This is a genomic window from Pararobbsia alpina (assembly GCF_965118125.1).
Lineage (GTDB): Bacteria > Pseudomonadota > Gammaproteobacteria > Burkholderiales > Burkholderiaceae > Pararobbsia > Pararobbsia alpina_A.
In genome coordinates, this window is sequence record NZ_OZ221287.1 from 2,062,662 (window position 1) to 2,075,307 (window position 12,646).

At 62.1% G+C, this 12,646-nt stretch carries 8 protein-coding genes; 7 read left to right on the top strand and 1 reads right to left on the bottom strand.

All coding sequences use genetic code 11. The features are described 5' to 3' along the window. Window positions 1-108: 108 nt before the first annotated feature. The 4 genes from ACMFWR_RS09065 to astB all read left to right on the top strand — a co-directional run bounded on the left by ACMFWR_RS09065 (window position 109) and on the right by astB (window position 6,141). Window positions 109-915 carry a formate/nitrite transporter family protein gene (locus ACMFWR_RS09065; protein ID WP_413194660.1) on the top strand — a complete coding sequence of 269 codons (807 nt, stop codon included), beginning with the start codon at window positions 109-111 and terminating at the stop codon, window positions 913-915. Window positions 916-1,158: 243 nt separating this feature from the next. Continuing rightward, on the top strand, window positions 1,159-3,582 hold the full coding sequence (locus tag ACMFWR_RS09070) for a putative bifunctional diguanylate cyclase/phosphodiesterase (RefSeq protein ID WP_413194661.1): 2,424 nt from the start codon (window positions 1,159-1,161) through the stop codon (window positions 3,580-3,582). Between the two features lie 118 nt (window positions 3,583-3,700). Further along, the gene (astA, locus tag ACMFWR_RS09075; RefSeq protein WP_413194662.1) at window positions 3,701-4,783 is read left to right on the top strand and encodes an arginine N-succinyltransferase; all 1,083 of its coding nucleotides are present in this window, start codon (window positions 3,701-3,703) and stop codon (window positions 4,781-4,783) included. Between the two features lie 11 nt (window positions 4,784-4,794). After that, window positions 4,795-6,141 carry an N-succinylarginine dihydrolase gene (gene astB / locus ACMFWR_RS09080; RefSeq protein ID WP_413194833.1) on the top strand — a complete coding sequence of 449 codons (1,347 nt, stop codon included), beginning with the start codon at window positions 4,795-4,797 and terminating at the stop codon, window positions 6,139-6,141. A gap of 107 nt (window positions 6,142-6,248) precedes the next feature. On the opposite strand, the gene ACMFWR_RS09085 is transcribed toward astB, so the two are convergent. Beyond that, the gene (locus ACMFWR_RS09085) at window positions 6,249-7,901 is read right to left on the bottom strand and encodes a gamma-glutamyltransferase family protein (protein ID WP_413194663.1); all 1,653 of its coding nucleotides are present in this window, start codon (window positions 7,899-7,901) and stop codon (window positions 6,249-6,251) included. Between the two features lie 465 nt (window positions 7,902-8,366). Between ACMFWR_RS09085 and ACMFWR_RS09090 the strand changes: the two genes are divergently transcribed. The 3 genes from ACMFWR_RS09090 (at window position 8,367) to ACMFWR_RS09100 (ending at window position 12,405) form a co-directional block, all read left to right on the top strand. Further along, the gene (locus tag ACMFWR_RS09090; RefSeq protein ID WP_413194664.1) at window positions 8,367-9,179 is read left to right on the top strand and encodes a mechanosensitive ion channel family protein; all 813 of its coding nucleotides are present in this window, start codon (window positions 8,367-8,369) and stop codon (window positions 9,177-9,179) included. Window positions 9,180-9,481: 302 nt separating this feature from the next. After that, window positions 9,482-10,906 carry a multidrug transporter subunit MdtD gene (mdtD, locus tag ACMFWR_RS09095; RefSeq protein WP_413194665.1) on the top strand — a complete coding sequence of 475 codons (1,425 nt, stop codon included), beginning with the start codon at window positions 9,482-9,484 and terminating at the stop codon, window positions 10,904-10,906. A 173-nt stretch (window positions 10,907-11,079) separates the two neighbouring features. Further along, window positions 11,080-12,405 carry an FAD-dependent oxidoreductase gene (locus ACMFWR_RS09100; RefSeq protein ID WP_413194666.1) on the top strand — a complete coding sequence of 442 codons (1,326 nt, stop codon included), beginning with the start codon at window positions 11,080-11,082 and terminating at the stop codon, window positions 12,403-12,405. Window positions 12,406-12,646 lie beyond the last annotated feature (241 nt).

The window sequence follows — 12,646 nt, forward strand, 5'->3', positions numbered from 1 at the left end:
GGCGCGATGCGAAATCAGAATGCCCCGTCGATATTTGCGGCTTTATCCTACGCGCCAGTTTGAATTCCCGTCTCGCGCACTCGCGAGAGACAAGATAATAACGGAGCAATGATGTACGCAGACAGCATTGATAAATTCGCCAAGGCAGGCGCATCGCGGGTTGCCTTGATTCTGCGCTCACCGGTCGCATTTCTTATCGGTGCGGCGATGGCGGGTGCCTATATCGGATTCGGCGACATTCTGATGTTCTCCGTCGGCTCGCACGTCGACCCCGCGTATGTCCACCTGGTGATGGGCGCGGTGTTTGCCTGTGCGCTGACGATCGTCGTGTTCGCCGGTTCGGATCTCTTCACGGGTACGGCGATGTATATGCCTCTCGCGTTGTTGCGAGGCGAGACCGGCGTCGGTGGCGTCGTGCTGGTTTGGGTCGTGTGCTGGGTCGGCAATCTGATCGGGTCCGTGATCCTTGCCGCGTTGTTGCATGCAGCCGGCGGCGGGGTGCTGCTGACCGACGGCGCACCGGTGTTTTTCAAGGCCGTCGAAGCCAAGATGGCGGCGCCGGGTCTTGCGCTGTTCTCCAAGGGACTGCTGTGCAACTGGCTCGTCTGCCTTGCGATCTGGATGGCGTCGCGCACCAACAATGACGGCGCCAAGCTGGGCCTGATTTTCTGGCCGGTATTCGCCTTTGTTGCGAGCGGTTTCGAGCACAGCGTCGCGAATATGTTCGTGTTCGCCCTGGCGCTGATGGCCGACCATCCGGCGGAGATCACGCTGGCCGGTGCCGTGCATAACGAAGTGTTCGTGACGCTGGGTAATCTGGCTGGCGGCGCGATCTTTATGGCGCTTGGTTACTGGCTGCAGGAAGGCAGCGCCGGCCATCCGTCGAAGAGCCGCGTACCGGCGGCCGCGCAATAACGAGGTTCACGGCGTCCGACATTCACGATATGCGTGAATGTTTCTCGGCTGCGTAATAAACAAATCCGCACGATTCACCGAATCGAGCGGATTTGTTTCATTGGAACCGGGCAAAAGTACCGCTTCATTCCATTCACGCGTATCAGGGCAGGGTAAGTACGTACATTCGTACGCTCGATTTTAAATTCAGAGTGCCGTAAATAAGGTTTTAGGCAATGTTGATTGCGCCTTTTCCTGACCTTCATGCGGCTACCGGAAAAATTCACGCGACGCGCGAAGGCGCCGGCGAAATCGGGTTGGACTTATGTCCTGTTCCTGATCATTCTCGCGACCGCATTCGACGCAAGCGTCGCCTATTTCTGCATTAAATCGGAGCGGCGCTCGCAGTCGGAACTCGTTCAGACCGCGGCGGCGAAACAGGCGCTCGATTCGCTGCAGGACGCGTTGCTCCAGGTCAACTCGGCGGTGTCGTCCGGCATCGCCGCTCCCATTGTCATCGGCGAGCATTCGCTCGAGTTGCAGCGCTACGCGAACGCGCGCCGCGCACTCGACGAACTGTCGGCGCTCGAGCCGGCCACACGCGCGGTGACCAAGGACGGACTCAGCCTGCGGGACCTGACGGAGCAATATCTCGAATCCGCCCGGCAGACACTCGACCGCTGGCGCGGCAAGGAGACGCTCACCAGTGGCGGCACGGCCGGGCTGATGCCACTCAACGTCCGCCTCAACGCTGTGCTTTCGCAGATTGCCGTCGAACGCAATATCGAAAGCGAGCGCGTGACGCACGCCATGAACAGCGTGTTCGGCTGGTCATACTGGGTTGTCGGGTTTCTGCTCAGCTCGGTGATCGTCACGAATCTCGTGCTGCTCGCGTTGTTCTCGCGGTTCGTCGCGACGCGTCAGTCGGAACTCGACGCCATGAACACACTGGCGATGTCCGACCATCAGTTGCGTCTGCTGAGCCAGGCCCTTGAAGACAGTCCGAACGGCGTGCTGATCAGCCGTCTGAATGATGACGGGGCCGAACTGATCGAGTATGCGAACCCGGCGGTGTCGGCGATGCTCGGCTACGCGAACGACGAACTGATCGGCATGAAGGGCGAGGTGCTGGCCGACCCGGCCGACGTCGCGGAGATGCGTGCGACGCTCGAGCAGACCGGCCGCTATCAGCGCCTGGTGCATCTGCGGGCGAAGTCGGGCGCGCAGATCGGCGTGCAGCTGTGCATTTCGGCGGTCGTCGACGGCGCGTCGGCACCCGCGCACTATGTCGTCGTGCTCAACGACGTCAGCGAGCTGCTCGCTTCACGCGAGCGTCTGCGGCAGCAGGCGAAGTACGACATGCTGACGTTGCTGCCGAATCGCAACGAACTGCTCGAGCGTCTCGATGCGATGCTGAGTCAGGCGTCGGATTCGGGCAGCAGCTGTGTCGTGCTGTTCCTCGATCTCGACCATTTCAAGTACATCAACGACACCCTCGGCCATGCCACCGGCGATGCCGTGCTGCGCGAGGTGTCGAAGCGCTTGCGCGAACGCCTGCCGCGTGACGTGTTGATTGCACGCTACGGCGGCGACGAGTTTGTGATCGCCGCCGCGGGATACGACGCCGCGCACGTGGAAATCCTGTGCCGCGATGTGCTCGATGCCGTCGGTGAACCCGTGTTCAGCGGCACGAGCGAGCTGCATGTCGACGGCAGTATCGGCGTGGCGCTGTGCCCGCTGCATGCACGCTCGGCGTCGGATCTGTTGCGATGCGCGGATGCCGCCATGTATCTCGCCAAGGCCGATGGGCGGAATTGCTCGCGCGTGTTCGAGCCGTCGCTCGGGCGCGAGATCGAAGCGCGCCTCGGCATGTCGAACAAGCTGCGCCGCGCGCTCGCGGACAACGAACTCTATCTGGTCTACCAGCCGCAGTATTCGCTGACGACGCACCAGCTGACCGGGCTCGAAGCGCTCGTTCGCTGGCGCGACGCGCACGGTCGACTATTCATGCCCGGGGAGTTCATTCCGATCGCTGAGCAGCATGGACTGATCGGGCGGCTTGGCGAGTACGTGCTCGACAAAGCGCTCGCCCAGCTTGCGGCGTGGCGCGCCGCCGGCGTGCCGCTGGTCGCGGTGTCGGTCAACGTCGCCGCCCAGCAGTTCGCGAGCGGCGACTTCGTGGGCGTCGTGCTCGATACGCTGCGCCGGCATGACATCGAAGCGCACTGGCTCGAACTCGAGATCACGGAAAGCTCGCTGGTGCAAAACACCTCGCGCACCTTGTCGCAGCTTCAGACCCTGCGCAATCACGGCATTCGTATCGCCATCGATGACTTCGGCACGGGATATTCGAGCCTGTCGTACCTCGACACCTACGAAATCGACCGGCTCAAGATCGACCGCTCGTTCGTCAGCGAGCTCGAAACGCGTCCTTCGCGTGCCGGTATCGTGCGCGGCGTGATCCTGCTGGCCAAGGGACTCGGCTACGGCGTGGTTGCCGAAGGCGTCGAGACGCCAGGCCAGTTGTCGATCCTGCGGGCGAGCGGCTGCGGCTACGCCCAGGGCTACCTGCTCTCCAAACCCGTGCTGCCCGACCATGCGGTCGCGTTGCTGCGATCGCCGACACGCCCGCCGCACGGCGACCCCGTGCTCGGCGACGAAAGCCAGCTGTTCCGCTTCGACGCCTGACGCCGGTTTCCTCCGGCGCGCCGTCTCGCTTATCATTCCGGTTGTTTTGCCCGGCGATCACAAATTGCCGTGAGCAAGCCGGTCCGAAGGTCCCGCCCGACCGAGCAGGAGATAAGCAATGATGGTTGTCCGCAGTGTCCAGACGAGTGACCTCGAGTCCGTTCTGGCGCTGGCCAATGAAACCGGCCCCGGATTGACGACGCTCAAGCCCGATCGTGCCGCGATCGCGGCACGCATCGACCGCATCGTGCGCACCGTGCGTGGCGACGCCGCGCTCTATGAACAGGGTTATCTGTTCGTCATGGAAGACACGTCGACGCGCGAAGTGATCGGCGTCTGCGGGCTCGAAGCAGCGGTCGGGCTCGAGCTGCCGTTCTACAACTACCGTGTGAGCACGGTCGTGCACGCGAGCAAGGAACTCAACGTCTGGTCGCGTACGTCGCTGCTGACGATTTCGCACGACCTGACCGGCTATGCCGAGCTGTGTTCGTTATTCCTGAGTCCGCGTGCGCGCGCTCACGGCGCGGGCGGGTTATTGTCGCGTTCGCGATTCATGTTTATCGCGCAGTTTCAAAACCGTTTTCCGGAACGGATTTGCGCGGAAATGCGCGGATATTTCGATGAACACGGCGAATCGCCGTTCTGGCAGGCACTGGGTTCGCATTTTTATCAAATCGATTTCAATGCCGCGGATTATCTGAGTGCACAAGGCAAGAAGGCGTTTATCGCCGAGCTGATGCCGCGGCATCCGGTTTATGTGCGACTGTTGCCCGAGACCGCGCAGAAAGCCATTGCGGTCACGCACAAGGACACGCTGCCCGCGCGGCGCATGCTGGAAGCCGAAGGGCTGCGCTACGAGAACCACGTCGACATTTTCGATGCGGGGCCCGTGCTCGAATGCCACACCTCGGATTTGCGAACGGTGCGAGCGAGCCGTCTGCTGACGGTCGGCGCTGCGGGTTCGGACGGGGAGGGCGTCGATGTGGCGGGTATCGGCGTACTGAACGGTGCGTCGCATCCACTCAAATGCCTCGTGTCCAATCTGTCGATCGAAGACTTTCGCGTTATCGCAGCGACGGTGGGTATCAGCGGCGATACGATTGCGCTCGACGCGGAGCAGAAGGCTGCACTCAAGGTATCGGATGGCATGCAGGTTCGCGTGCTCGTGCAGGTGCCGTCATCTCCGGTTCAGGCTCACTAACTATGCAAACGATGACGAAACACGCAACGGAAGCCAACTTTGACGGTCTCGTCGGCCCGACCCACAACTACGCAGGCCTGTCGTTCGGCAACGTCGCGTCGCAGGCCAATGAGAAGCGCCTGGCCAATCCGAAGCAGGCTGCGCTGCAGGGCCTGCATAAAATGAAATCACTCGCGGCGCTCGGTTATCGTCAAGGCGTGCTGCCGCCGCATGAGCGTCCGTCGACCGATCTGCTTCGCACGCTGGGCTTCAAAGGCGACGATGCGTATGTGATTCGTGAAGCGGCGCGCATGGCCCCTGAGCTGCTGTCGGCGGCAAGCTCGGCCTCGGCGATGTGGGCCGCGAATGCGGCCACGGTCAGTCCGTCGGGCGACACGGCGGACGCGCGTGTGCACTTTACGCCGGCGAATCTTGCCTTCAATCTGCATCGCTCGATCGAGCACGTCACGACGCAGCGCCTGCTGGGCGCCATCTTTCATGACGAACGCCATTTCGCGGTGCATCCTGCGTTGCCCGGCACACCGGTGCTTGGCGACGAAGGCGCGGCGAATCACACGCGGTTTTGCGGTGACTACGATGCGCGCGGCGTGGAGTTCTTCGTGTATGGCCGTCGCGTGTACGGTGGTGCGGCTGCACCGGTGAAGTATCCCGCGCGGCAGACGCTCGAGGCGAGTCAGGCGATCGCGCGCCGCCATGGTTTGTCGGACGACGCGGTCGTCTACGCGCAGCAGCGACCCGACGTCATCGATGCGGGCGTGTTTCATAACGACGTGATTGCGGTCGGCAATCAGCAGGTCTTGTTCTGCCATGCGCACGCGTTTGTCGATCAGGCGTCGGTCTATGAAGCGCTGCGCGAGAAGCTGGCGCGTACCGGCGTGACGTTCGAAGCGGTCGAGGTGCCCGACTCGGATGTCACGGTCGCGGACGCGGTCGGGTCGTATCTGTTCAACAGTCAGCTGCTTGCGCGCGGCGATGGCAAGCAAGTGCTTATCGTGCCGCAGGAATGCCGTGAGAACACGCGTGTCGCTGCGTACCTCGATCGCCTGGTCGAGTCGGGTGGTCCGATTGCCGAATACCGTGTCTTCGATCTGCGCGAGAGCATGCGTAACGGTGGTGGGCCCGCTTGCCTGCGTTTGCGTGTCGCGCTCAACGAGGCCGAGATCGACGCGGTTGCGCCGGGTGTCTGGATGAACGACGCGCTGTACGACACGCTGACGGCGTGGGTCGAGCGGCACTACCGCGATCGACTTGGCTTTGATGACCTGGCCGATCCGCAACTGCTCGTCGAAGTGCGCACGGCACTCGACGAACTCACGGGTCTGCTTGGAATTGGTCCGGTGTACGGGTTCCAGCGTTAGCGTCTAGCCAGCCTGGCCCACTCCGGCGCGCTCTGTGTTCGTGTCGCGCACGGGTCGATACAGCGCTCGGCCCGTGCTTGATTCAAGCATCTATTTCAAGCTCGGCATCAAAGCGCAGCGACGACGCCATCCGTGCGCGGCTCCGTACCGCCGCAGAAGACGCCGGTGACGGGGTCGCGCAGGATGATCTGGGCGCGGCCATAGTCGGTCGAATGATGATCGACGTAGACGTCGTGTCCGCGCGCCGCCATCTCGTGCACGAGCGCGTTCGAATAGCCTTGCTCGAAACCGAAGCGGCGCTTGCCGAACCATTGCCAGCGCGGCGCATCGAGTGCGGCCTGCGGATTCAGGCCGAAGTCGATCAGGTTCATCAGCACCTGCACATGCCCTTGCGGCTGCATGAAGGCGCCCATCACGCCGAACGGGCCGAGTGCCTCGCCATCGCGCGTCAGAAATCCGGGAATGATCGTGTGGTAGGGCTTTTTGCCCGGCGCATACGCGTTGTGGTGGGCGGGGTCGAGATCGAAACTGGCGCCGCGGTTTTGCAGCACGATCCCGGTGCCCGGCACGACCATCGCGGAACCGAAGTCGCGATAGTGACTCTGGATCAACGAAATCATATTGCCGTCACGATCGGCTGCGGCGAGATACACCGTGCCGCCCGCCACCGGATCGCCGTGCAGCGGATCTGACGCGAGGTCGCCGATCAGCGCGCGGCGCCGTGCGGCATAGTCGTCGCTGAGCAGCGCATCGAGCGGGACTTTCATGCGATCGGCTTCGGTGATGTAGTGCTGGCCGTCGGCAAAGGCGAGCTTCATGGCCTCGAGCTGGCGATGGAGCGTGGCCGGATGCTCGCGGCTGTGCAGATCGTCGAAGCCCTTGAGGATATTCAACGCGAGCAGGGCGACGAGCCCTTGGCCGTTGGGTGGAATCTCCCAGACGCGATAGCCTCGATAGTCGATCGAAATCGGGTCGACCCACTGAGGTGCATAGCTTGCAAGATCGCTTTCGCGCAGATAGCCGCCGCTGTCGCGCGAAAACGCGTCGATGGTGCGTGCGAGGCCGCCACGATAGAAGCTTTCGCATTGCGTGTCGGCCAGTTCTTCCAGCGTTCGAGCCTGCGCTTCCCATCGATGAATCTCGCCTGCGCGCGGCGCATGACCGTTCGGCGTGAAGACTTCGAACCAGCGACGTGCGACGTCGTCACCCACGATGTCGCGCAGCATGTCGTTCTTGCGAAACTGCGTGTCGGCCTTCTGCCAGAGCTGACTGATGACCGGCGTCACGGCAAAGCCGTCGCGTGCAAGCAAGACGGCCGGCGCCAGCAGTTCCTTGAACGGCAGTTTGCCGAAGCGCCGTGACAGCTCGGCCCACGCGGCCGGACAGCCCGGCACGGTTACTGGCATCCATCCATGCCATGGCATCGTTTCGTGACCGGCCGAGCGGATTTGCTCGAGCGAAAGGCCCGCCGGGGCCGGGCCGCTTGCATTGAGTCCGTGCAACGTGCCTTTGCCGGTCAGCGGGTCGCGGATCCAGACGATCGCGAACGCATCGCCGCCGATACTGCAGCTCGTGGGCTCGACAACGGTCAGCGCGGCCGCCGCGGCGATGGCGGCGTCGATGGCGTTGCCGCCGCGCGCCAGCATGTCGCGGCCGATTTGCGCGGCAACTGGCTGCGAGGTCGCGACCATGCCGCCCAGGGAGTACACGACGCTGCGTCGGGACGGGTAAGGGGAGTGATGCGAAAAGGCGTCCAGCATGATGACGACAGACCTCTTGAACGAAGACGCGGTTCGCGTGCGCAACGTGAATCGCCTGGACTACGTGGATTGCGTGTTCGAGGCCGATACATTAACTGAAAATAAATGCATGTATCGACTTCGGGCCTGGGTTGGCGAAGCTTGTGCTTGCGACCGTGCTCTCAGCCTTTAGCCTGTCCCAGACCAGTGGCCTTTCTCAAGACCAGTGGCCTTTCTCAAGACCAGTAGCCTGTTCAAAGCCAGTCGCCTGACCACGGCCATTCGGCTCGTCCGGTGCCTCTCGCCGACAGGCGAATCAATCGCCCGTTCCGGTTCATACCTTCCGTCTCGAAGCCGTCATTCATTAGCGCGACAATCGTATGCGCTGGCTCCCGCCTTGCACGGCCTGAATGGCTCACGTATAACTTCGTACAGCACGCATCGCGCCCGGCGTTGCGGTGGATGTGATTCCTCAGCGAGAAAGCCATGGATCTTGAAACCGTACGCGTATTCCTGATGACGCGCGGCATCGACTTCGGCATCAAGGTGGTCGCGGCCATTGTGATCTGGATTATCGGGCGCTGGATCATCAGCCTGATCATTCGGGTCATGCGCAGCGCGCTGTCGCGCAACGGCCGCGTCGACCCGACGCTCGCGCACTATCTGGGCTCGATCCTCGCCGGGCTGCTGACGCTGCTGCTCGTGCTGGCGATCCTGCAGGTCTTCGGCATTCAGACCACGTCCTTTGCGGCCCTGCTTGCCGGTGCCGGGTTGGCGATCGGGGCGGCGTGGGGCGGATTGCTTGCCCATTTTGCGGCGGGGCTGTTTCTGCAGGTGTTGCGTCCGTTTAAAGTCGGGGACTTCATCACCGGCGGCGGCGTGACCGGCACCGTCACCGAGATTGGCCTGTTCGGCACGACGCTGCTGACGCCCGACAACGTGACGACCATCATCGGCAACAACAAGATCTTCTCCGACACGATCTCGAACTTCAGCGTGCAGCCTTACCGGCGTGTCGAGCTGACCGCGAAGATCGCCAATGGCGTCGATCCGCTCGACGCGATGGCACGGCTCAAGGCGGCGATCGCCACCATTCCGAACGTCAAGGAAACGCCTGCGCCTGACGTCGAGGTGCTGTCGTTCACACCCGAGGGGCCGCTGCTTGCCGTACGGCCTTATACGGACAACGCGAATTACTGGCAGGTGTACTTCGATACCAATCGGACGATCATCGATACCTTCGGCAAGGCAGGGTATCCGACACCGGAAACGCCGATCGCCCGTCGGCAGGTCGGTTAGTCCAGCCAGTCCGGGTTCGAGGAGAGCGACGGCGTCGAGGCGGTGTCGCTCGCATCACCAGCCGGCGTCAGCCGACGGCGCGTCGCTGTGCGATCGAGCGAAGCGGGTTCCGATCTCCGTGTCCCTTGTCCCGCGTCACAAACGGCGTTGAGCCGAGAAGGCGTATCCGTCGCGCCAGCAGGCCTTTACCGCTGCGGCTCGAATTGGGCGGCTATGTCGGCTACGGCAAGACCGACGACGACCTACGTCCACAGAGTCGCTCGCGTAAAATCATTGTTCCGTTAGCCCGCCCCTTACGAACGATGACTGTGACACGGGAGCAGGATCGATCGCTGACCATCATGTTGTGGGTGGTTGCCGTCGGGTTCTTCATGCAGACGCTCGACTCGACGATCGTCAACACCGCGCTCCCGCCGATTGCGCAGAGCCTTGGCGAAAGCCCGCTGCGCATGCAGTCGGTCATCATCGGTTATTCACTGACCATGGCGGTCGTGATTCCGGCGTCGGGCTGGCTGGCCGACCGCTTCGGCACCCGGCGCATCTTTCAATCGGCCATCATCCTGTTCGTGCTGGGCTCGATCTTCTGTGCGATGGCCAACCGGCTCGACGCGCTGGTCGCGGCACGCGTGGTGCAGGGAGTCGGCGGCGCAATGCTGCTGCCGGTTGGACGTCTTGCCGTTCTTCGGACCTTTCCGCAAGACCGTTATCTGCAAGCGCTGAGCTTTGTGGCGATCCCGGGCATGATCGGGCCGCTGATCGGCCCGACGCTTGGCGGTTGGCTGACCGAGACTTTTTCGTGGCACTGGGTCTTTCTGATCAACGTGCCCGTCGGGGTGATCGGTGGCATCGCGACGATCGTCTATATGCCCAACAGCAAGCAAAGCGGGATGGGCCGGTTCGATATGAGCGGCTATGTGCTGCTTGCGCTGTTTATGGTCGCGATCTCGTTCTCGCTGGACGGACTCGCCGAGCTGGGTTTCGAGCATGCCACGGTGCTCATGCTGCTGATCGGCGCACTGGCCGCACTGACGGCATATGGCCTCCATGCGACGCGACATCCGGAGCCTTTGTTTTCGCTGAACCTCTTCAAAATCCACACCTTCAGCGTGGGCTTGCTCGGTAACCTGTTCGCTCGCATTGGCAACGGCGGTATGCCGTTTCTGATTCCGCTGGTGCTGCAGGTATGTCTCGGCTACACGCCGATCGAGGCCGGGCTGATGATGCTGCCCATCACCTTCGCGGGTATGTTGTCCAAGCGGCTCGCGACTCGGCTGATCGAGCGCTACGGGTATCGGCGTGTACTCGTGACCAATACATTTCTCGTGGGTGTGGCGATCGCGTCGTTCGCGGCGATTTCACCAGCGTTACCGATATGGCTCATGCTGATTCAGCTCGCGCTGTTCGGTGCAGTCAATTCGATCCAGTTCACTGGCATGAACACGGTGACGCTCAAGGATCTGGGCCGGGGCGGCGCCAGCAGCGGCAATAGTCTGCTGTCGATGGTGCAGATGCTGTCGATGAGTCTGGCCGTCACGTCTGCCGGGGCGTTGCTGCAGACCTTTCGTGCGCATATGGGCCGTGAAGTCGACTATGCGAATGCGTTGCCCGCATTCCATCTGACGTTTATTTGTGTCGGGATCATCACGTCCGCGTCGGCCTGGATCTTCATGCAGCTCTCGGCGGACAGCACGCCGTCGGCCGAGGTCACGCAGGCGGATGAGATGTAGTGATTGAGGGTAGCGCGTCAAGGTCGTGGCGATGAAGTCGTGGCCATGATGCATCGGACGGTGAGTTTGAGCCGTGGTATGCCAGTCATCAGTAACGGACTCTCGAGTGGCAGTCGTTGTTTCGCAGCATCTTGCGATACGGCGGCTTGCCAAGCACGGATGACACGCCGATCATGTTGCGTTCACTTCAACCCGCGACAAGCGATATGACTGTGCAAGCGCTCGATGACGATCCGCTGACCCGGCGTTCCTTTTACGAAGCGACCGTGACGCGGCCTCCGGCCGATGCGCCGTTGCAAGGCAATGCCCAGGTCGATGTCTGCGTGATCGGAGCCGGGTTTGCAGGACTCTCGGCCGCGCTCGATCTGCGTGCGAAGGGCTTCTCGGTCGCGGTCGTCGATGCACATGAACCCGGATGGGGTGCCTCGGGTCGCAATGGCGGGCAATGCCTTGTCGGCTTTGCCAATGACGACACAATTGTCGCGCAGCTTGGTGAAGATGCGAAACGCGCATGGCGCATGTCGGTCGATGCCGTGTCCCTCGTGCGCGAACGCATGTCGAAGTATTCGATTGAATGCGATTTCACGAGTGGATATTTAACCGTCGCCACGCATACCAAGCGTATCCCTGATCTGCGCGAGTGGATGGATACGGCCAGCAAGCGATTCGACTACTCGCACCTGACCTGGGTCGAAGACGCGAACGACCATATCGATACCGATCATTACCTGAGCGGAGTGCACGACAGCTTCTCCGGGCACTTGCATCCGCTCAAGTATTGCCTCGGCCTCGCGGACGCCGTCAGGCGTTCGGGCGCGAGCTTGTATGCGCATACGCCGGTGACGCAGATCGTCGAGGGCGCAAAGCCCCGCATTCGGACGGCACACGGCGATATCGAATGTTCGTTTGTGGTGGTGGCCGGCAATGCGAGCATCGGCCGCGTGCTGCCCAAGGTGCATGACCGGATTGCGCCAATCGGGTCGTTTATCGTTGCGACCGAACGCATGGATCCGGATCGCGCATCGAGCCTAGTGCGCGACCGCGCCGCAGTGTGCGACAACAATTTCTTTCTCGACTACTACCGTGTGTCGGCTGACGACCGCTTGCTCTTCGGCGGACGTGCGACGACGGCCTTTGTCGATCCGAATGCGATCGCGCCGATCCTGCGGCAACGCATGTTGACGGTCTATCCGCAGCTGTCGGATCTGAAGATCGAGTACGCGTGGGGTGGTTTTGTCGACGTCACACGCAATCGCGCGCCGGACTTCGGACGGATCGCGCCGAATATCTACTATCTGCAGGGCTTCTCAGGGCACGGGGTGGCACTGACCGGCATGGCGGGACGCATTGTGGCCGAGGCGATCGCGGGGCAGGCGAGTCGCTTTGATCTCTTTACACGGATCAAGCATGAGCGCTTCCCGGGTGGCGAGGCATTACGCCGGCCTGTGCTCGAAATCGGCTTTCTCTATCACCGGCTTCGCGAAGCATTGGGTGTGTGAGCGGGCAGTTGATTCACACGGTCTCGGTTGTGGGCCTCGTTTGTGGGTCTCGGTTCTGCGTCTCCGTTGTCGGAGCAGCGTGCCCAATATGGCGCAGATCAACTCGATTGTGTCGTAGGTCGACGACGTCGAGGAACCGCTTTTCGATAAATAAACACATCTAGCCTGCATCATTTCGATGGGTCTCCCGACGCGTACGTCAATCGCCCAATGCAGACACAAAAATGAAATGTGTTCACTT